General features: G+C 62.8%; 24 protein-coding genes. 18 read left to right on the top strand and 6 right to left on the bottom strand.

Annotation, left to right across the window (positions count from 1 at the left end; translation table 11 throughout):
• Positions 1-7: 7 nt before the first annotated feature.
• On the top strand, positions 8-931 hold the full coding sequence (locus UP10_RS01605) for a sulfatase-like hydrolase/transferase (RefSeq protein WP_050043531.1): 924 nt from the start codon (positions 8-10) through the stop codon (positions 929-931).
• Entirely contained in the window at positions 820-1311 is a 492-nt protein-coding gene (locus tag UP10_RS45090) for a sulfatase family protein (RefSeq protein WP_349643951.1), read from the top strand. Before UP10_RS01605 ends, UP10_RS45090 begins: the two co-directional genes overlap by 112 nt.
• A 124-nt stretch (positions 1312-1435) precedes the next feature.
• Here the strand turns inward: UP10_RS45090 and UP10_RS01600 are convergent, their stop codons facing one another.
• Positions 1436-3631, bottom strand: coding sequence for a prolyl oligopeptidase family serine peptidase (locus tag UP10_RS01600; protein ID WP_050043529.1), 2196 nt, complete (start codon positions 3629-3631; stop codon positions 1436-1438).
• A gap of 232 nt (positions 3632-3863) precedes the next feature.
• Here UP10_RS01600 and UP10_RS01595 point away from each other — a divergent pair, with 232 nt between their 5' ends.
• The 5 genes from UP10_RS01595 (at position 3864) to UP10_RS46595 (ending at position 8014) form a co-directional block, all read left to right on the top strand.
• A complete protein-coding gene (locus UP10_RS01595; RefSeq protein ID WP_044586113.1) occupies positions 3864-4673 on the top strand; it encodes an IclR family transcriptional regulator in 810 nt (269 codons plus the stop codon).
• A gap of 187 nt (positions 4674-4860) precedes the next feature.
• Positions 4861-6042, top strand: a complete 1182-nt coding sequence (locus UP10_RS01590; RefSeq protein WP_156179609.1) for an aminotransferase class V-fold PLP-dependent enzyme — start codon at positions 4861-4863, stop codon at positions 6040-6042.
• Between the two features lie 94 nt (positions 6043-6136).
• Positions 6137-7435: a dicarboxylate/amino acid:cation symporter gene (locus UP10_RS01585; protein WP_044585690.1), complete on the top strand. Its 1299-nt coding sequence runs from the start codon at positions 6137-6139 to the stop codon at positions 7433-7435.
• A gap of 113 nt (positions 7436-7548) precedes the next feature.
• Positions 7549-7713: a hypothetical protein gene (locus UP10_RS46600; protein ID WP_197086716.1), complete on the top strand. Its 165-nt coding sequence runs from the start codon at positions 7549-7551 to the stop codon at positions 7711-7713.
• A 64-nt stretch (positions 7714-7777) separates the two neighbouring features.
• Positions 7778-8014 (top strand): cyanobactin maturation protease PatG family protein, encoded by a 237-nt coding sequence (locus tag UP10_RS46595; RefSeq protein WP_502692155.1) that lies wholly within the window; start codon positions 7778-7780, stop codon positions 8012-8014.
• 134 nt (positions 8015-8148) lie between these two features.
• Here UP10_RS46595 and UP10_RS01580 read toward each other — a convergent pair whose 3' ends face one another.
• On the bottom strand, positions 8149-8604 hold the full coding sequence (locus tag UP10_RS01580) for a hypothetical protein (protein ID WP_044585689.1): 456 nt from the start codon (positions 8602-8604) through the stop codon (positions 8149-8151).
• A 70-nt stretch (positions 8605-8674) separates the two neighbouring features.
• On the opposite strand from UP10_RS01580, the gene UP10_RS01575 reads away from it, so the two are divergent.
• The 5 genes from UP10_RS01575 to UP10_RS01555 all read left to right on the top strand — a co-directional run bounded on the left by UP10_RS01575 (position 8675) and on the right by UP10_RS01555 (position 13017).
• Positions 8675-9460, top strand: a complete 786-nt coding sequence (locus tag UP10_RS01575) for an ATP12 family chaperone protein (RefSeq protein WP_044585688.1) — start codon at positions 8675-8677, stop codon at positions 9458-9460.
• Positions 9461-9524: 64 nt separating this feature from the next.
• Positions 9525-11105: a flagellar hook-length control protein FliK gene (gene fliK, locus UP10_RS01570; protein WP_044586112.1), complete on the top strand. Its 1581-nt coding sequence runs from the start codon at positions 9525-9527 to the stop codon at positions 11103-11105.
• Positions 11102-11371 carry an EscU/YscU/HrcU family type III secretion system export apparatus switch protein gene (locus tag UP10_RS01565; protein WP_044585687.1) on the top strand — a complete coding sequence of 90 codons (270 nt, stop codon included), beginning with the start codon at positions 11102-11104 and terminating at the stop codon, positions 11369-11371. The genes fliK and UP10_RS01565 overlap by 4 nt, the downstream gene beginning before the upstream one ends.
• A gap of 91 nt (positions 11372-11462) precedes the next feature.
• The gene (blaOXA, locus tag UP10_RS01560) at positions 11463-12275 is read left to right on the top strand and encodes a class D beta-lactamase (protein ID WP_044585686.1); all 813 of its coding nucleotides are present in this window, start codon (positions 11463-11465) and stop codon (positions 12273-12275) included.
• Between the two features lie 85 nt (positions 12276-12360).
• A complete protein-coding gene (locus tag UP10_RS01555) occupies positions 12361-13017 on the top strand; it encodes a carboxymuconolactone decarboxylase family protein (RefSeq protein WP_044585685.1) in 657 nt (218 codons plus the stop codon).
• Positions 13018-13262: 245 nt separating this feature from the next.
• Here the strand turns inward: UP10_RS01555 and UP10_RS01550 are convergent, their stop codons facing one another.
• Entirely contained in the window at positions 13263-13673 is a 411-nt protein-coding gene (locus UP10_RS01550; protein WP_044585684.1) for a DUF4260 domain-containing protein, read from the bottom strand.
• A gap of 143 nt (positions 13674-13816) precedes the next feature.
• Here UP10_RS01550 and UP10_RS01545 point away from each other — a divergent pair, with 143 nt between their 5' ends.
• From UP10_RS01545 to UP10_RS01530, 4 genes are all read left to right on the top strand, one after another.
• A complete protein-coding gene (locus UP10_RS01545) occupies positions 13817-15349 on the top strand; it encodes an acyl-CoA carboxylase subunit beta (RefSeq protein ID WP_044585683.1) in 1533 nt (510 codons plus the stop codon).
• Positions 15350-15363: 14 nt separating this feature from the next.
• Complete coding sequence (locus tag UP10_RS01540; protein WP_044585682.1) at positions 15364-15552, top strand: hypothetical protein; 189 nt, start codon at positions 15364-15366, stop codon at positions 15550-15552.
• A gap of 57 nt (positions 15553-15609) precedes the next feature.
• Entirely contained in the window at positions 15610-15957 is a 348-nt protein-coding gene (locus tag UP10_RS01535) for a hypothetical protein (protein WP_044586111.1), read from the top strand.
• A 279-nt stretch (positions 15958-16236) separates the two neighbouring features.
• Positions 16237-16482, top strand: coding sequence for a GCG_CRPN prefix-to-repeats domain-containing protein (locus tag UP10_RS01530; protein WP_044585681.1), 246 nt, complete (start codon positions 16237-16239; stop codon positions 16480-16482).
• A 147-nt stretch (positions 16483-16629) separates the two neighbouring features.
• On the opposite strand, the gene UP10_RS01525 is transcribed toward UP10_RS01530, so the two are convergent.
• The 3 genes from UP10_RS01525 to UP10_RS01515 form a co-directional block, all read right to left on the bottom strand.
• Positions 16630-16878, bottom strand: coding sequence for a GCG_CRPN prefix-to-repeats domain-containing protein (locus tag UP10_RS01525; RefSeq protein WP_044538601.1), 249 nt, complete (start codon positions 16876-16878; stop codon positions 16630-16632).
• 155 nt (positions 16879-17033) lie between these two features.
• Positions 17034-18044, bottom strand: a complete 1011-nt coding sequence (locus UP10_RS01520; RefSeq protein ID WP_044585680.1) for an alpha/beta fold hydrolase — start codon at positions 18042-18044, stop codon at positions 17034-17036.
• A 69-nt stretch (positions 18045-18113) separates the two neighbouring features.
• Positions 18114-18809, bottom strand: a complete 696-nt coding sequence (locus tag UP10_RS01515; protein WP_044585679.1) for an ArsR/SmtB family transcription factor — start codon at positions 18807-18809, stop codon at positions 18114-18116.
• Positions 18810-18888: 79 nt separating this feature from the next.
• Between UP10_RS01515 and UP10_RS01510 the strand changes: the two genes are divergently transcribed.
• Entirely contained in the window at positions 18889-19197 is a 309-nt protein-coding gene (locus UP10_RS01510; protein WP_044585678.1) for an NIPSNAP family protein, read from the top strand.
• A gap of 82 nt (positions 19198-19279) precedes the next feature.
• Positions 19280-20098 (top strand): isocitrate lyase/PEP mutase family protein, encoded by an 819-nt coding sequence (locus UP10_RS01505; RefSeq protein WP_044585677.1) that lies wholly within the window; start codon positions 19280-19282, stop codon positions 20096-20098.

The raw sequence follows: 20098 nt of genomic DNA, 5'->3' as shown, positions 1-20098 counted from the left end.
GCGGCCCATGACAACCGACTCCTGCCCGAACGTTTTATTCGTTGTCGTTGACGATTGCGGCTATGCCGACCTGTCAAGTTGCGGCCAGACCGACTACGCGACGCCAGCGCTGGACCGCCTCGCATCCGAGGGGGTGCGGTTCACCCAGGCCTATGCCAACGCGCCGTTGTGCACGAACACGCGCGTCGCAATCATGACCGGCCAGTATCAGTATCGCTTCCCGCTGGGCCTGGCGGAGCCGCTCCTGCCGGAGCAGCGATCGCAGGACGGCATGGGCCTGCCGCCCCGCTTTCCGACGATGCCGAAGCTGATGCAGCGGGCGGGATACCGCACCGCCCTGATCGGCAAGTGGCACCTGGGCTACTTGCCGCGCTATGGACCGCTTCGAAGCGGGTATGACGAATTCTTTGGCGTCATGGGTGCCTTCACGGGTTATTACACGCATCGCGGAGATGACGGCGAGCTGGACCTCTACGAAGGCGAGACCACGACGGATGAGGTCGGTTACGTCACCGACCTGCTAAGCGACCGCGCAACCGCCTATGTCGAGCGATCCGACGCTGGTGAGGCACCCTGGTTCCTCAGCCTGCACTACACCGCTCCCCACTGGCCATGGTCGGCACCGTCGGTGGAGGCTGCCGCCCGCGAACGCGAGGTGGACCCTGCGGAATGGAAAGAGGGAGGCTCTCCTCGCATCTATGCCGAGATGATGGGCATCCTGGATACCGGGATCGGGCGAGTCATGGACCCGTGCGGAAGAGCGGCCGCGAGACGCTCGTCATATTCACGAGCGACAATGGCGGCGAACGCTATTCCAAGATGTGGCCTTTTGTCGGACGGAAGTGGGACCTGCTCGAGGGCGGACTGCGCATTCCCCAGATCATCTGGTGGCCGGGGCACGTTCAGCCGGGCATGGTCTCGCACCAGGTGACCATCAGCATGGACCTGACCGCGACGTGCCTGGCCGCCGCGGGCGTTGCCGCCGACCCCATGCTCCAACTGGACGGCGTGGACCTCATGCCGTTGCTCGCGGACGAGCGGCCCCCACAGCAACGCACCCTGTTCTGGCGTCTCGCCAACCGACAGCAACGAGCCGTGCGTTCCGGGGATTGGAAATACCTGAAGGTCGGCGACAGGGAGTTTCTGTTTGACATCGCCTGGGACCCACGCGAGCGGGGCGATGTCGCTCGCAAACATCCCGATCTTCTCAACGAGCTCCGCACGCAATGGGTGGAATGGGACCGCAAGATGCTGCCTGTTTCCCCTGACTTTGTCCTACCAGCGCTCGACCTGAGCGGCATGCTTTGGTAAGAAAAGTTCAAACGATTTCGTTCGTGCGGTCTTGAGGTTCGCTGGATGGCCCTTCAGTCCGAAGGCGGACGACTTCGCTTTCACCCATTTTTGGCGGCCCTCCCATTTGGAAGCGCGATGGGACTCAATCGAATGAACGACTGATCTTCGGCAATTCCTGCATCGCCCCTCCAAGCCTGTCACATAGGAAAGCGAGCGTATCGCATTCGCGATTGATGGATTTGCCTAACGCATTGCCCTCGGAGTGGCCGGCACGCCGCTCAACGCCCAGGTAGACCGTGCTCTCTGGCGACAGGGCCTGCAACGTTGCCACGAACTTATACGAATGAGCCGGCGCAACCCGGTCGTCGTTATCCGCCGTCAGAACCAGCAGCGGCGGATACTTCACGCCCTTGCGGATATTGTGAAGCGGCGAATAGGCGAAAAGCGCCTTGAAGTCGGCTTCGTTGGCTTGAGGATTCCCGTATTCCGGAATCCAGTTGATGCCGAACGTGAACTTCGTGAAACGCAACATGTCGGTGACTGGAACGGCGGAGACGACTGCTCCGAAAAGCTCGGGCCGCTGCAGCATGGCTGCCAGCACCAGCAGGCCGCCATTGCTCGCGCCATTGATACCCAACCTGTCCGGACGGGTGTAGCCGTTGGCCATCAGCCATTCGGCCGATGCGATAAAATCGTCGAATGAGGCCTGCTTGTGGGTGCGTCGACCTCCGTCATGCCACGGCTGGCCGTACTCGCCTCCGCCACGTATCGAGGCAAGGGCGTAGACACCACCCATCCGGACCCAAGCGGCAATCTTGTCACTGTAATAGGGCCACAATGCGTAACCGAAGCCGCCATAGGCGTTGAGCATCGTTCGATTGCTGCCGTCGAGTTGGATATCGCGTTGACGGATCAAGGTCATCGGGACACGCGCGCCATCCTTGCTGGTCACAAAAATCTGCTGGACCACAACATCGGCAAGGTTGTGCTTCGCCGCGGACGGACGAAACAGGGACGGCTTGCCGGTCTCCAGGTCCAACCACTCAATGCGGCTTGCTTGCTTGTAGTCATTGACCTCGAGCAGCAGATGATCATCGTCCCTGAAATGCCGTCCAAACGACACGCTCTCGAAGCCGCCGAGGTCAACGGTCGACAGGTGCTTGCCACTGAGATCATGAATGGCGACGCGTTGATTGACGTCTTGATAGTGTTTGACGACCAACTTGCTGTTGAACACCGCAGCGGAATTCAGCGGCGCCTCACTTTCGGCAATCACGGTGTGCCATCGATCCGGTTTTGGATCGGACTGGTCAATGCGCACAAGCCGCCATTTGGGTGCATCGAGGTTGGTGATCGCGTAGTGCGTCGGACCGACATTTGCGATCGGATAGAAGCCCGCTGAACCGATTGGGAAGATTTCCACAATCTGGGAGGCATCGTGGAGGGGCGCGACGAAATAGCCGGCCTTTTCCGACGTTCCGACCCTGGCGACGATCTTCAACAGGTCGGCATCGATGGATGACGCGACCTGAAAATAATAGTCGCGGGCATCCGTCTGCCGGAAAATGACTCGATCGGCCGACTGCGGCTCTCCAAGCCGATGCAGGCATACGATCTGGCCGCGGCGGTTCCAATCGGCGGGATCGTTGTCGCCGGGGTAGCGGGAATAATAGAAACTGTATCCGTCACGGGACCAGGCAACCGTCGTATGCTTGCACCAGGCCAGAACGTCGGGCAGGTCCTGGCCGGTCTCGACGTCGCGGACTCGCATCGTTTCTCGATCGCTTCCGGCTTCGGACAAGAGGTAAGCGACCTTGGTGCCGGGCCGGTCGGGGAAGATCGACTGAATTGCCACCGTGCCGTCGGACGACAGGGCGTTTGCGTCGATCAGCGTCTTTCGCGGGCCACCTGGATGCTCCTGAACCCCGGCACTACGCTGATCGTCCAGGCCTTCGGAGAAAAGCGTGAAGTAGCGTCGGCCATATCGCGCCGGAACCGTGGTCCGCGGATAGTCCAGGGCCGCATTCATGAAATCATGAAGCTGCTTTCGGATCGGCAGGGAGTCTATCAATGCGCGCGTGCGGACATCCTGAGCGTCGATCCAGGCCTTCACATCGGCCCGCGATGAATCCTCAAGGGGGCGATACGGATCAGGGATGTTGACGCCATGAAAGGTGTCCACAGTGCTGTCGCTCGGGGCAGACGGCGGATTACCGTTGCTGGCAGTGAGGCCGTTCACTGCCTGGCCAAACGCCCGATCGGCCACGACCAGCGCGCCGGATGCGACCCCACTCAGGACGGCCCGGCGGGTCAGCCGGCTCCCTTCGTTCAGCTTCATTTGTCCTCCCAATGAGGCGTTCGCCTTTTCAATGACGGCTGGGGATCAAAACTACCATAGATTTTATGTTTGTAACTGGGACCCCTTCGGACGGCTCTGGACGACGTGTGCTGACGTTTGAAATGAAGAATCGCCGGATATGAGCGGATTGTCGCGCGGCGTGAGCCGCAAGGAGTCTTCGTGTGGTACTGTGAAAGTTACCCTTGGGCAGTACCCACGCAAGGAATGCGTCGTGGCCAACGAACCTGATAGTCCCAACGACGGGCCACTGGATCGCGCTATTGCCATCCTGGTCTTCGTGGCCGAGCAGAAGAAGGCGCTCTCGGCTGCCGAAATCGCCGCCGCGCTCTCGCTTCCACTCCCGACCGCGCATCGCCTGATCGGCAATCTTGAAAGCCGCGGCCTCATCCAGAAAGCCCTGGGGACGAAACGCTATGTCGTCGGAAGCAAGCTGGTCACGCTCTCGGCCAAGACCATAGGGGCGGCGTTTCGCACCGTGCGTCGGCACGCGGTTCTAAGTGCGGTCGCCGACCGCATCGGAGAGCAGTGCGAGATCGGTGTCGTCCGCGACAACGTCGTGGTCTATGTCGATAGTGTCCGATCCAAGCCGCAGCAAGGATTGCAGTTCAATCCCGGAGATGCAGCTCCACTGCACTGTACCTCGACGGGCAAAATCTACATGAGCCGTCTGCCCGCAAGGGTCCGACAACGGTTGGTCCATTCACTTCCGCTGGTCCGGTACACCCCGACGACGATCGCCGATCCGGAGACGCTGTTGGCGCTTCTGGAGGAGACGCGGCGCAGAGGCTGGGCAAAGACGAACGAGGAATTCGTTCGAGGGGTGGTGGGGTGCGCCGTTCCGATTGTCTCTCCAGAGGGCGACCTCATCGCCTGCCTGGGGGTTTCTGTGCCTGCGGCGCGCGTTGGCTTCGCGGGCCTTGACGCCTTCATTGCTCCTTTGCAGGACGCAGCGTCCTTGTTGTCCCAGACGATCCTGCAGGATCACGAAGACGAAGTTTATATTTCTCAATTTTCGGAATAATTACTCTCATTTTTCGATTATATAACTCGACCGTGAACAAGGTCGGTATATTCTTAGGGCAGTCGATTGAGCTGACTGAAATCCAGGCAGCTCTCTGCAGTCCACGTCGCCAAACCTGAATTGATTGGAGGCACCCGCCGGCTCCGTCCGGCGCGATGCTCCGCCATGTCACGTCACCGGGGTGATCATGATCCAGCACTATGACGTTGCCGCCGTTCGCAAGGCCTTCCCCGCCGTCGATCAAATCGTCTACCTCGACAGCGGCTTTCAGACGCCGCTCTCCCGTCCGGTGAAGGAGGCCTATGAGCGCTTTCTACGGGAAGGCTTCGAAACGGCCGGGCCCAAGCAAATCTGGCTCAAGCGCCTCGAAGAAACCCGCGCCAAGGTCGCGACCTTCCTTGGCGTCAAGTCGCATGAGATTGCCTTCACGAAGAACACGTCCGAGAGCATGAACATCGCCGCCAACGCGCTACCCCTCGGCGCCGGCGACAAGGTTCTGATGATCTATGGCGATCATCCCAACAACGCCTACGCATTCCTCAATTTGCAGAAGAAGGGCGTGGAAATCGTCTTCATTCCCATGACTGATGTGGTGGACGCAGAGAGTTTCCGATCGCACATCGATGACAGGACGCGTGCGATCTCCATGTCGCACGTCACCTTCCACGCCGGGCATCGGTTTGACGTGGAGAGCGTGGGCGAACTTTGCGCGCAGCACTCCCTCTATTTCGTCGTGGATGCGATGCAGGGCATCGGCGTGGTGCCGATCGACGCAAAGGCCATGAAGGCCACTTTCATCGGCTCCGGCACGCACAAGGGCCTGCTCGTGCCGCAAGGGCTCGGTTTGCTCTACTGGGACGCAGCGCGCGTCGAACTGGAGCCGGCCTATCTCGCGGCTGCCAGCCTTGCCGAACCGCCGCAGGACTTCATCGCCCGGCCGGACGACATGGCCTTGCCGGCGACGGCATGTCGGTTCGAACTCGGCAACTTCAATCTTCCGGCCGTCCAAGGCCTCGGCGCGGCGATCGATTTCATCAACGCGATCGGGATCGAGAACGTCCAGCGCCACTGCTTCGACCTCGGCGACTATCTGATCGAGCGTCTCGATCAGCTCTACGTCGGACTGGTTGGCCCGCGCGATCGGCAGCACCGCGCGCCGCACATCTACGTTATTGCCCTGCCGGCGGCAGACTGGCTGGACTACTTTACGCAGAACGGCATCCGCGTTTCGCCGGAGCGCGACGGCATTCGCGTGTCGTTTGGCATGTTCAACACGACGGCCGACATCGACCGGCTGATTGAGGCCATCCGCGCCCGCAACGTTCCGTCAGTCCAGACCCGTACCGCCGTCCTTTCCAAGCTCGGATAGTCCTGTCCGGCCCCGTCCGCAGCGGCACCCCGAGACGCTGAGAAGCGCCACAGCTCGGATGCCATGAACCCTTGGTGGCGCGAAGGATCACGTCATGCAGGCAGGCAGCAAAGCTCCAAATTCGAACCGGCTGACCACATACATCATGGTCAGCCTGTTCCTCGGCATCGCCGTGGGTTACGCGTGCAATACGCTGGCGAGCCCGGAGCACGCCAAGGTCATTGCCGGCTATTTTGCCATCGTGTCGGACATCTTTCTGCGAATGATCAAGATGATCATCGCGCCGCTGGTGTTTGCCACGATTGTCTCCGGAATTTCTAGCCTCGGCGCGAGCGGCGGCGCAGTCGGGCGAATCGCCGTCAAGTCGCTGGCCTGGTTCATCACCGCGTCGCTGCTGTCGTTATTGGTCGGGCTTGTGCTCGCCAATCTGCTTCAGCCGGGGCACGGTCTTGGTCTGACGCTGCCGGAGGCAAATGCGACGACCAACGTCCAAACCAGCAGCCTGAACGTCAAGGACTTCGCTGCGCACGTCTTTCCCATCAGCGTCGTCCAGGCAATGGCAGGGAACGAGGTGCTGCAGATCCTTGTCTTCTCGATATTCTTTGGCTTCGCGTTGAGCGCCGTCAAGACAGCGCTTGCCCCTGATATCGCAAGGTCGATCGATCAAATCGTTCCGGTGATGCTCAAGTTCACCGATTACGTCATGCGCTTCGCGCCGCTCGGCGTGTTCGCCGCGATGGCCGCGGTCATCACCACGCAGGGAGTAGGGGTCCTCGTGACCTACGGAAAGTTCGTCAGCGCCTTCTACTTCGGCCTTGCGGTGCTCTGGGTCATCATCATCGGCGCCGGAAGCGTCGTACTCGGTGGTTCAATCAAGACGCTGCTTCGCCTGCTCCGGCAACCGATGATGATCGCTTTCTCGACCTCGAGTAGCGAGGCTGCGTTCCCGAAGATGATCGAGCAGCTGATGAAATTCGGCGTCTCGGAGCGCATCACCGGCTTCGTCCTGCCGCTCGGCTATTCGTTCAATCTCGACGGTTCGATGATGTACCAGACCTTTGCGGCCCTGTTCGTTGCCCAGGCCTTCAACATCGACATGCCGATCACGACCCAAATCGCAATGCTGCTTCTTTTGATGGTCACCAGCAAAGGCATTGCTGGCGTACCGCGAGCATCCCTGGTCGTGGCTGCCGCGACCCTTCCCACTTTTGGTCTGCCTGCCGGAGGCCTCGTCCTGCTCATCGGCATCGACGCCTTTCTGGATATGGGACGCACGATGACCAACGTCATCGGCAACGGCGTTGCAACCGCCGTCGTTGCGAAGTGGGAAAACGAACTGGGTGAGCCCGTCGAGGAAGACGCACAATTCCTGCCGACGGCAGTGCCCGGATAGTGTCCGATCGTGCCAATGGCCCTTGAGATGATCGCTGAAGATGATTGCGCGTCCGAAGCTGCTGTGCATGGACGAGCCGTCCATGGACCTGTCGCCCCGTCTTCGTCGAGCAGGTGTTCGATATCATTCAGGTAATCAACCGCCAGGGGACCAGCATCTTCATGATCGAGCAGAACGCCAACATGGCGCTGTCGATCGCCAATTACGGCTATGTCCTGCAGACCGGGCAGCCGGTTGTTTGGAGCCGACTCGGCGCGCCTCGGCTCAAAGCCTCCTGACGAAAAATGGAGATTTCATTCACCCTTAAGTTGTGCAAACCCAGTGCATACTTAAGGTAGTGTTCTGGTCTTTCGTCGATCATATTCAAAGACGCACTCCGGGGCGTCGAGTACAACCGTGACCGTGGAAAAGAGCCCGGTTTGCCGAATGCACAGCGATTGCTGGGATTTATATCTGACCTTCAATGATCCTGATGACGACAGGCGGGCAACAAGAGTCTTTCAATTCACAGTTGATGTCTCCGATATAATGCCGGTCACGGTCGGCACCGTGAAGTCATGGACAAAGAGGCGGATTTAGCGACGAGGTTCTTGCACGGACGTTCGCGGCTGGAACGAATGGCCTCTTGCCCCCTAGCCGACGTGCCGGGGCGATCAGCCCGTGTCCACTCCTGAGGGGAGTGCGGAGATGGGCTGATCGGATTCTTACACGCTCTAGCGCCTGAACTGCGCCAGGAACAACCGCAATGAATCGTGCGGGCTCTCGACATCTGAGATCACCCAACCCTCCGGCCCATTGACCACGATGAAGTTGAGCGTGATCGTGCGGCCCTGGTTGTCGAAGCGCGCCGTCACGTAGGTCTTGTCGAACTGTCTGCGCAGGATCGCGATCGAGACAGCGCCGAGCCGCCAGGTTGGGCTCTGCACCAGGAAGTCATAGGGCGCATCGTGCGGGGCGGTCCACGCGTTGCGCAGGCCGGGGTCGAAGAACTGCCGGGCCGTGGCGTCGTCGCGGGGCAGGCCGTTGGAGAATTCCGAGCTACCGTTGCCGTAATGGGCGTAGACGTTGCGGACCAGCGATCCCGGCGAGCGGAACCCGGCATCGGCGGTGGCCACGCCCAGAGCGGCCGCCGCCAGCGAAAGGCCTGCGAGGAATTTGGCTTGCCGCATCGGCTTTATTTGCTGTTGTCCATGACATATCTTGCAGGGAAATCCTCGGAAACGAAAGTCGGCCGGCGCGATGCGCGAACTCTTTGACGAAGCTGCAGGACAATCCCCGTTCGACCCGCAGGAGTTGGTGCGGCGCCAGATGCGCGTGCCCCAGCGCAAGCGGTTCTATACCAGCGCCGGTGTTGCCGAGGCCGATGGCGGATTTTCGGTCACGCTCGATGGCCGGCCGATCCGTTCGCCGTCGGGCAAGTCGATCGTAGTGCCGAGGCGCACCATTGCGGAGGCGATCGCGGCGGAATGGGATGCGCAAGGCGAGACCATCGCTCCCTTGAGCATGCCCGTGACACGCTTTGCCAACAGCGTTGTCGAGGGGGTGATCGAGCGCGTCGGCGAGGTGGCGGAGGACGCCGCAAAATTCCTCCGGAGCGACATGCTGTTCTATCGCGCCGGCCATCCCGAGACGCTGGTGGCGCGGGAAGCCGCGCATTGGGACCCGGTCGTGTTCTGGGCCGCCGAGGCGCACGGCGCCCATTTCATCCTGGCCGAGGGGATCGTGCACGTCAGCCAGCCTGAGGCCGCGATCAAGGCGGCGCGTGCGGCGTTCCCGGCCGATCCCTGGGCGGTTGCGGCGTTCCACGTGGTGACGACGCTGACCGGCTCGGCGCTGCTCGCACTCGCGCTGGCGCATCGGTTTCGCGACGAGGACCAGGTCTGGGCGGCGGCGCATGTCGACGAGGACTGGAACATCGAGAAATGGGGCATCGACGAGGAGGTCGCCTCGCGCCGGGCCGCCCGGCTGGTCGATTTCAGGGCTGCCGCTGATATCCTCAGGGGCCTGATGCCGGCCGGCGGTTAACGAGGGGTTTACGGCGCCGGGCTAGCCTGCGGCACGACCTTGCCGCATGGCCGAGACCCCCGACATGGCAAATTCCATCAATCCCGTGCTGCCGGTGCTTGCCGCCCAGGAGGCGGGCAGTGTCGCGCCCGATCTCACGCTGCAGCAGGGCAGCGTCGTCAATGCGCAGGTGCTAAAGGTGCTGTCCGCCGATCTGGTGCGGATTGCGATCGCGGGCCTGTCGATCGACGTCCAGAGCGAGGTGCCGCTGCAGCCGGGCCAGAACCTGCAGCTAGCGGTCTCGCAAACCCAGGATGGCATCCGCCTTCAAATGGTTGGATCAGGCGCTGAGGCGACCGGCACATCCAGCGATGCGGTGCGGCTGTCGCCGGGGATCGTGACCGGTCTTGGCGCCGCTTCCCAGGCGAACGCGACCGTATCAGGCGCGGTGTTGACGCCGCTCGAGCGGGTCACTGTCACTGCGGCCGTGCAGAGCGCGGCGGCGGTGCAGGGCAGCCAGGGACCGCTATTTGCCAACCTTGCCGCGATCGTATCGGCCAATCTGCCGCCGGGGCTGCAGGCCGCGATTGCGCAGGTGCTGGCGCAGCAGACCAATCTCGACGACGATCTCGGCGGTGACGGCCTCAAGGCCGCGTTCCAGAAGTCCGGCCTGTTGTTCGAGGCCACGCTGGCCTCAGGTGTCGCGCCGTCTGATGGCAGCGCGCCGGATCTGAAGGCCGCGCTGATTGTGCTGCGCCAGACGTTGCAATCCTCGCTCGGTCCGGACGACGCCGTCAAAACGGGCGCGCAAGGCGCGCCATTGCACAGCGCGGCGCCGAGCCTGGTGCCGGCGGGGACGCTGGATCTTGAATTTCAGGAAATCCTGCTGCCGCAGGCGCGCCTGCCGGTCGCGGACGATCTCGTGACGGGACGTGCGGGCTTCGCCGGCGCGCTGGCCGATGCGCTCGACGCCGGCCCGTCAGCGGGCGGTGCGCTCAATCTGATCCAGGAAGCGCTGCAGGAGCTGGACGGTCACACTCTTCAGGGTGCTGATACAGATGACCTGACGGCCGGCGACGTCGTTGTGCGCACCAACACACCGCCGCCGCCGTTTCGTGGATCGCTGCCATCAGCCCAGGCCATCGCCGAGCCGTCGATCGCGCCGGACGCGCCGCTTGCGACCGTCGCGCACCGCCTGTTGGATGACACCGATGCCGCGCTGGCGCGGCACACGCTGCTGCAGGTCGCCTCACTGCCTGATCGCCTCGACGGACGCTCGCAGATCGATGCGATGCTGCCGCGCTGGAATTTTGAGATCCCGTTCTTGACTCCGCAGGGCACGGCGATGGCGCAGTTCGATATTTCCCGCGACGGCGGCAGCGAGGCCACTGATGCGTCCAAGCGGGTCTGGAAGGCGCGCTTCACGCTCGACGTCGAGCCGGCCGGTCCGGTGCATGCGCTGGTCTCGCTCGCCGGTGAGCGCACCTCGGTGCGGATGTGGGCGGAGCGGCCGGTGACCGCCGCGCGGCTGCGCGCCGGCGCCTCCGAATTGAGCCTGGCGCTCACCCAGGCCGACCTGACGCCCGGCGCCATCGAAATTAGCGACGGCGCGCCACAGCAAGCCATGCCGGCCCGGGCCGGCCATTTCCTGGATCGCGCGCTATGAGCGACACCAAGAACCAGCTTGCGATCGCCTTGCACTACGAACATGGCGGCGCGCCCCGCGTCGTCGCCAAGGGCAGGGGTGCGATCGGCGCCAGGATCATTGAGGTCGCCAAAGCCAACGACATCCCGATCCGGGAGAACGAGGTGCTGGCCGGCGCGCTCTCCAATGTCGATCTCGGCGAGGAAATTCCGGCCGACCTCTACAAGGCCGTCGCCGAGGTGCTGATCTTCGTGCTGAGGCTGTCGCGCCGGGTGCCGCAGCGATAGAACCGCGTCAAAAGGGAGCGGCTGGTTGCCATCCTTTCACCACGATGGCATCAACCATCGTCCTCAGTCCAAACCAGTCCAGGTCCCCGTCGTGATCCATCGCCGCCATGCGCTCGGTCTGCTTGCCGCAGCGAGCATCCTGCCGTCCCGCAGCTTCGCCAACGTGTCCTCCCAGCGCAGCGAGTTTCGCGAGGATCTGGCAAAACGGTTCTTCGATCTCGGCACCGAGGGCAGCTTCGTCGGCTACAAGGTCGACGACTACCTGATCATCGCGAGCGACAAGAACCGGTCGGGCGAGGGCCGGCTGCCAGCCTCGACCTTCAAGATCCCGAACTCGCTGATCGCGCTCGAGACCGGCGTGGTCGAGGATCCCGACAAGGATGTGTTCAAGTGGGACGGCGTGACCCGCAGCATCGAGGCCTGGAACAAGGATCACACGCTGCGGTCGGCGATCGCGGTGTCGGCCTTCCCGGTCTATCAGGAGATCGCCCGCCGGATCGGCGCGGAGCGGATGCAGAAATATGTCGACGCGCTCGACTATGGCAATCGCGACATCGGCGGCGGCATCGACCAGTTCTGGGTGGCGGGTAACTTGCGGATCGATCCGGTCCAGCAGGTCGATTTCGTCGACCGGCTGCGCCGCGGCGTGCTGCCGGTCTCAAAGCGCAGCCAGCAGCTGGTGCGCGACATCCTACCGGTGACAAAAGTCGGCGACGCCGTCATCCGCGCCAAGACTGGACTGACCGACAAGGAGCACGGCGCGCTCGGCTGGCTGGTCGGCTGGGTCGAGAAGGGCAGTGCGGTGACGGTGTTCGCCATGAACATGGACTGCAAGACGCCGGCGCAGATCGACGCGCGGATGACGGTGACGCAGCAATGCCTCGCCGATATCGTCGCGCTCTGACGGGCTGACCTGCGCGCGCCACGGCTGGCGGCCAAGGCGCGGCTCGACTAACATGCCTCCGATAAAAGAAGACCGGAGGAAACCAATGCATTCAGCGCCAGTCTGGCTGTCGTCGCTCACGCTCGCCGCGGCCGGCGGCTGGTTCGCGGCGACTGTCTTCGCCGGCCCCGCCACCAGCAAGGAGCCGCGCTTTCCGCAGCTCACGATGGAGCAGCTCAACGATCAGCAGCGGCCGCTCGGCGAAGCCATCATGAAGGTGTCGAGCGTCGGCATCGGTGGCCCCTACAATCCGATGATCCGCAGCCCCGTGCTCGGCCAGCGCCTGTACGATCTGTTCTACTATTTGCGCTGGCAGACCTCGGTGCCGACCAAGCTCAACGAGTTCGCGATCCTGATCATCGGCCGGCAGTGGCGCTCGCAGGTCGAATGGTTCGCGCACGCGCCGCTCGCAGCCAAGGCCGGATTGTCGGCGGACGTGATCGCCGACCTGAAGGCCGGCAACCGGCCGTCCAAGATGGCCGAGGACGAGGCGCTGGTGTACGATTTCGTCACCGAGCTGACCACGACCAGGAAAGTCTCCGACGAGACCTACGCGCGGGCCAAGAAGCTGTTCAACGATCAGCAGATCGTCGACCTCACCGCGCTCGCCGGCAACTACGTGATGGTCGCGATGCTGCTGGCGATGGCGGAAGAGACCGTGCCTCCGGGCAAGGAAGAGCCGTTCAAGGTCGGGGAGAAGTAGGGGCGGGCGCCGTTACGGACGAGCGCAGGCGAGGCATACTCGATGTGCCATGCCCCGCTTCAAGCGGGGCATCCAGTACGCCGCGGCCTCTCCATTGAAAACTGCCGTCTCTGGAATACTGGGTCGTCCGGTCAAGCCGGACGACGACAGAAGCAGCGCCTTGCGGGCCTCGATCGCCGTGGCTGCATTGTCGCCGACATGCGGGCCGAGCTCGGCGCAGGCATCCTGGTAGCAGCAAGCGTCCGTCACCCTGTCAATTTGTCCTTCCCGATCCGCCCGAGATGGGTGAAGCCAAAGCCGTTGGAGTATTTCAGCCCGTAGCCGAGCGCGCGGTCGATCCCGATATGGGCGAGCCAGATCATCGCGATCGAGAGCACCAGCGGTCCGGAGCCGGCGAAGCCGAACGTCATCAGCGCGACCGGCGCCAGATAGGTGTGGGCGGCGTTGTAGGCGATGGCGCCAATTCGGGGGCCGGCCAGATAGGCGGCAAAGCTCAAATCCGGCACCAGGAACAGCAGGACATAGACCAGCCACGAGCCCTCCCATTGGTAATAGAGCAGGGTCATGCCGAGGAACAGCACCAGCCCCTCCAACCGGAGCAGGGTGCGCACCCCGCCGGTCGCAGCGCCGGTCTCGGCCGTGGTCGTGTCAGTCATCGTCGTCTCCCCCAGATATCGGAAAATGCTACCGTTTTTACCATCCGGGCTGCCCACAACCCGGTTTCCGGTTGGGAAAATGCCGTGTTAGAACCCGGCCCAATCCCTCACGCAGGTCCAGTAGCTAATACGGGCGGAAGCAAATGAAAGATATCCTCGACACCCTCGAAGAACGGCGCGCCGGCGCCAAGCTGGGCGGCGGCGAAAAGCGCATCGAGGCGCAGCACGCCCGCGGGAAATTGACGGCCCGGGAGCGAATCGAGCTGCTGCTGGACAAGGGCTCGTTCGAGGAATTCGACATGTTCGTCGAGCACCGCTCGACCGAATTCGGCATGGAGAAGAACAAAATCCCCGGCGACGGCGTCGTCACCGGCTGGGGCACCGTCAACGGCCGCAAGACCTTTGTGTTCGCCAAGGATTTTACCGTGTTCGGCGGCTCGCTGTCCGAGACCCACGCGCTGAAGATCACCAAACTTCAGGACATGGCGATGAAGGCGAGGGCGCCGATCATCGGCCTCTATGACGCCGGCGGTGCGCGCATCCAGGAGGGCGTCGCCGCGCTGGCAGGCTATTCCTACGTGTTCCGCCGCAACGTCATCGCCTCGGGCGTGATCCCGCAGATCTCCGTCATCATGGGCCCCTGCGCCGGCGGTGACGTCTATTCGCCCGCGATGACCGACTTCATCTTCATGGTGAAGAACACCAGCTACATGTTCGTTACCGGCCCGGACGTGGTGAAGACCGTCACCAACGAGGTGGTCACCGCCGAAGAACTCGGCGGCGCCTCGGTGCACGCAACGCGCTCCTCGATCGCCGACGGTGCGTTCGAGAACGACGTCGATACGCTGCTGCAGATGCGCCGCCTGATTGACTTCCTGCCGTCGAACAACACCGACGGCGTGCCGGAATGGCCGAGTTTCGACGACATCGAGCGGGTCGACCTGTCGCTGGACACGCTGATCCCCGACAATCCGAACAAGCCCTACGACATGAAGGAGTTGATCCTGAAAGTCGTCGACGAGGGCGACTTCTTCGAGATCTCGGAGACGTTTGCCAAGAACATCGTCACCGGCTTTGGCCGCATCGCCGGCCGCACGGTCGGCTTCGTCGCCAACCAGCCGATGGTGCTGGCGGGCGTGCTCGACAGCGATGCCTCAAGAAAGGCCGCGCGCTTCGTGCGTTTCTGCGATGCCTTCAACATCCCGATCGTCACCTTCGTCGACGTGCCGGGCTTCCTGCCGGGCACCGCGCAGGAATATGGCGGCCTGATCAAGCACGGCGCCAAACTGCTGTTCGCCTATTCGCAATGCACGGTGCCGCTCGTCACCATCATCACCCGCAAGGCCTATGGCGGCGCCTTCGACGTCATGGCCTCAAAGGAAATCGGCGCCGACATCAACTACGCTTGGCCGACCGCCCAGATCGCCGTGATGGGCGCCAAGGGCGCGGTGGAGATCATCTTCCGCAGCGACATCGGCGATGCTGAGGCGATCGCCGCGCGCACCAAGGAATACGAAGACCGCTTCCTGTCGCCCTTCATCGCAGCGGAACGCGGCTACCTCGACGACGTCATCATGCCGCATTCGACACGGAAGCGGATCGCCCGGGCGCTGGCGATGCTCAGGGATAAGAAGGTCGAGATGCCGGCGAAGAAGCACGACAATTTGCCGTTGTGAGGGATCGTCGGCGCATGATTGCGACTCTTGAAGAGCTGATTGAAGCCGTCAAAGGTATGACTCCGACGCCAGAGCATCTGGAGCAGCAGCGACGAAGCTTTGACTACGGGAACACGCATCTTGAGAATGAGTTGATCACGCGAGAAATGGTTGATCGCGCAGCGGAGAGTTTAGCGCGAAGCGTAACCCGCCATCTTTCGTGAACGACGAGTGCGGCGGTTATAACTGTGCCTCATCCGCTCCGCGGGACCTTGAATCCGATGACCGAAGACGACCCGACGGATGAGATTTCAGAGATCGAAGATCGGATCGAGGCGCTTGCCGAGATCTCCGAACGATGCCGGAAGATCATTCTGGCGTCCAAGACGGCCATCGGTGGCGGTTTCGCGTTGCTGTTCATCACTTTGCTCGGCTGGCTCGGAGCCAGTGAGGTCGTCGCGCTGGGGTCGATTGCCTTGATCATCGGCGGAATCGTGTCGCTCGGATCGAATGTCGGGACGCTGCAACAGACCGAGGCCGCCGTCAGCGCTGCCGAAGCGCGCCGGTCGGACCTGATCAGCAGGATCGATCTTCGCGTCGTTCACGATGCGCCGATGAAACTGATATGAGCCGATGGCTCGTTAGCGCGTAGGGCGGGTTAGTACTACTGAGTCAGAAGGCCGCAGGCGTCGGGTCTGAGAATCAAATAATTGAAGAGATTCAGATTTTGGCACCATGGCGGCTGGCGCCATCGGCATTGGCACCACCGGCATTGGGGCTGGCGTCGCCGCCATTGGCATCGTCACTGGCACCGCCGCCGCTGGTGAGGCGCGCGCCAGATTTTGAGTGAACCGTTTTTGAAGTGCGCGAACCTAGTAACTGTTGTGTATCAACGGAAAGGATTGGTCATGAAAATTTTTGCTGCTTCAGTGCTTGCGCTCGGCCTCAGCCTCGCCGCGATCTCAGCCTCACAGGCGATGCCGGTTGCGCCGCTCGACCAGGCCCAGGCCGGATCAGACAACACCATCCGCGTTGCCGGCGGCTGCGGCCCTGGCTGGCATCGCGGGCCCTATGGCGGTTGCCGTCCGATGTTCAATTGCCCGCCCGGGTGGCACTCGGGTCCGTTCGGCCGCCGTTGCTTCCGCAACTGGTAGCGTTGGTTTGCGGCGGGGACCGCATTGTCGTCCCCGCCGCAAAAGAAAAACCCCGCAATCGTGCGGGGTTTTGTTGGCCGGGGAGCAGGATCCGGAAAAGTGGAAGCCGGTTTTCCGACTAGATCATGCTCAAACAGAGAGTCGCGATCAGATCGGGCGGCAACGGCCGTAGCGCCAGGCGAAGCCATAGGGGCAGGCGCGGACGATTGGCGCCACCACCACGGGCCGCTCGACGACGACGGCACCCGGAACGACGACGACTTCGCCACGATTCCTGGCGCATCCGCCATAGGGGCCGCGATGGAAGCCGGGGCCGCATCCGCCCGCAGCGTCAGCCGCACTGATGCCGGCGAATGCTGTCGTAACCAAAACTGCTGCTGCAAAAAGATACTTCATGTCTTCTCCCTTGGATTTGGTCCGCACTGCGGCACCGCAACAAACTTTTCGTTCAACGATTCGCCCGGCGGAATATTCGCAGACGCCGTGCCCGATGTCTTGGACCATAGGGCCTCCGGCTGAACGCGGCATGAACATGCCAGTCCGTTGCTACGTCACTGCGACGCAAGGAAGCCGAGCAACAATTCGTCATACTTCGCCGGCGCTTCCAGAAACACCAGATGCCCGGTGTTGGCGATCACCTCGACGCGGGCGTTCGGCATCTGTGCCGCCAGCGCTTTCGCGAGGTCGGCGTTGTGCCCCATCTTCGGCCGCAGCGCCTCCGGCGCGTTCGGCCGGCCGGGCGCGTTGTGATCGTCGGCGCCCATGATGAACAGCGTCGGCTGCGTGACGAGCGGGATCTCGTGCACGACCGGCTCGCGATAGATCAGTTGCGCGGAGGCGACGAAGGCGCGCAGCCAGCGCGGATATTCGGCGCTGCCCTTGATGTTGAAGCGCGCGTCGATGAACGGCGTCACCTGGTCGGGCGGCAGCTTCAGCGAATAGTTGGTCTCGAGCTGCTTGCGATAGCCGTCGGCGGTCAGCTTCTCCTCGTTCTCGAGAATCTTCTCGGTCGGCGTCGGCGGCACGTAGAGCCGGTAGTCCTCCAGCCCGATCGGTGCGGTCAGCAAGAGATGATTGACGCGATCCGGATAGGCGCGGGCGATGCGGATTCCGACCATGCTGCCCATCGAATGCGCGACGATGTCGGCCTTGGCGATTTGCAGTTGATCGAGCAGCACAACCGTGTTGCGCGCGAGATTGTCGAAATGCAGGTTGCCTTGCGGCTTGGAGGATTTGCCGAAGCCGACCTGGTCCGGCACCACGACGCGATAGCCGGCATCGGTCAGCGTCTTGATGACCGGCGCCCAGTAGCTCGAGGGGAAGTTGCGGCCATGCAGCAGCACCACGGCGCGCCCGTTCGGCTTTGCCGGCGCCACGTCCATATAGGCCATCCGGAGCTGCTCGCCGTCATTGACCAGCGGCAGCATCTGGACGGGGTAGGGATAGGGAAAGCCTTCGAGCCCGATGCCGTAGGGTTCGCGCTCGGCGGCGGATGTGGGCGCAAGCGGCACAGCGAGCAGAACGCCGAACAAAGCAGCGGCGGCGAGGAAGCGAGGATTCATCGAAGGCTCCGGAGGCGAGGTCACGCGTTCGTGCACGCCAGCCGTGACGGCTGGCTTGAATGCGCGCCGTTATTCACCCGCCCCGAACAGCGCTGCAAACCGCTTTTCGCCGTTTCGCGAAAAATTGACCACGCGGCTGCCCGGCGTGATGTCGCGCGCCGCCCATTTCAGTTCCGTGAAGCGGTCCATCATGGCCGCTCCGAGCGTGCCTGCGAGATGGTGCCGGCGTTCGCTCCAGTCGAGGCAGGCCTTGCACACGGGACGGCGCGGATGCGCCAGCGTATCAGCATCGATCTGCAGCGCCTCGGCCATGAAGCGCTTGCCTTCGCCGGTCAGCTCGATCGCCTGCTTGGTCTGGCGGATCAGCTTCTGGCTCTTCATGCTGTCGAGCATCTGCACACCGAGGTCGCCGGCGAGATGGTCGTAGCAGATCCGCGCACGCCGGAGCTCCGGATCCTTCGGCCCGGTGCGCACGCGCATGTGACCGGCGCGGGCGGCGATGCCCTGCAGGCCCTCGAGCATGTCAGCGACGTCAGCACCGGTGAGGCGGTAATAGCGATGGCGGCCCTGCTTCTCCGGCTCGATCAGCCCGCCGGCTTCGAGCTTCGCCAGATGCGAGCTCGCCGTCTGCGGCGTGATGCCGGCCTCCTGCGCCAGCTCGCTTGCGGTCAGCGCACGGCCGGTCAACAGCGCGGTCAGCATGTTGCAGCGGGCGGGATCGCCGACGAGCGCGGCAATCCGGGAGATGTCGGGTCCTGCTTTCATAGTTCGATGATAGCCGAAGCATCGACGTCGGGCAAGGGGCTAGTGTCGCAATGACGCCAGCATGCATCGGAGGCCATCAATGACCATCACCGTCTTCATCCGCTACCAACTCGATCCGTTCAAACGCGCGATGTTCGAGGAATATTCGAAGAAATGGCTCTCGATCATCCCGCGATGCGGCGGCGATCTGATTGGCTATTGGATGCCGCACGAGGGCACCAACAACATTGCCTTCGCGCTGATCTCGTTCGAGAGCCTCGCCGCCTACGAGGCCTATCGCGCGCGGTTGCGCACCGACAAGGAAGGCATGGCGAACTTCAACTTCGCGGAAGGAAACAAGTTCATCCTGGCGGAGGAGCGGACATTTCTGCGCAAGGTGGAAGGATAAGGGCCGCGGGCTCGCACGCCGGACTGGCGCGCCGCGCCGCGCATGCCTATCTCTGCGCGGCGAACCAAACAGGGAGAGAACGATGCCAGTGACAACTGCTGACAAACGCGCCGCCTTCAAGAAGCTGCATGACAGCGGATGCTTCATCATTCCGAACCCGTTCGATGTCGGCAGCGCGCTGGCGCTGCAGCATCTTGGCTTCAAGGCGTTGGCCTCGACCAGCGCCGGCTTCGCCTGGACCATCGGCAAGCCCGACAACCGCGTCACGATCGATGATGTTTGCAACCATCTGACCGCGGTGTGCGCGGCGGCCGACATCCCCGTCAATGCGGACTATGAGGACGGCTTTGCGGTCGAGCCGGAGAAAGTAGCCATCAATGTCGCGCGCGGTGTCAAGACCGGCGTCGCCGGGCTCTCGATCGAAGATTTCACCGGCGATGCCGCCAATCCGCTGTTCGAACACAAGCTCGCGGTCGAGCGCATCAAGGCGGCACGCAGGGCTATCGATGCCGACAACAGCGGCGTGCTGCTCACTGGCCGCTGCGAGGCGTTTCTGCGGGGAGTGAAGGACCTGAAGCTGGTGATCGAGCGGCTGCAGGCCTATGCGGACGCCGGAGCCGATGTGCTCTACGCGCCGGGCATTTCAACCAACGAGGAGATTTCCGCCGTCGTGAAAGCGGTGGCGCCGAAGCCGGTCAATCTCCTGATCGGCGGCGCGTCCGACCTGTCGCTGCAAAAGGTCGCCGAACTCGGCGTGCGCCGGATCAGCATCGGCGGCGCGCTGGCGCGGATGGCGTGGACCGGCGTCATGAACGCCGCCAAGGAAATGGCCGAGAAGGGCACCTTCACCGAATTCGCCAATGGCTATCCCGGCGGTGAGCTCAACAAGATGTTTAAATAG

Source organism: Bradyrhizobium sp. LTSPM299, assembly GCF_000938235.1.
Classification (GTDB): Bacteria; Pseudomonadota; Alphaproteobacteria; order Rhizobiales; family Xanthobacteraceae; genus Bradyrhizobium.
The sequence above is the reverse complement of the archived record's forward strand: the minus strand, read 5'-3'. Positions and strand labels throughout refer to the sequence as shown.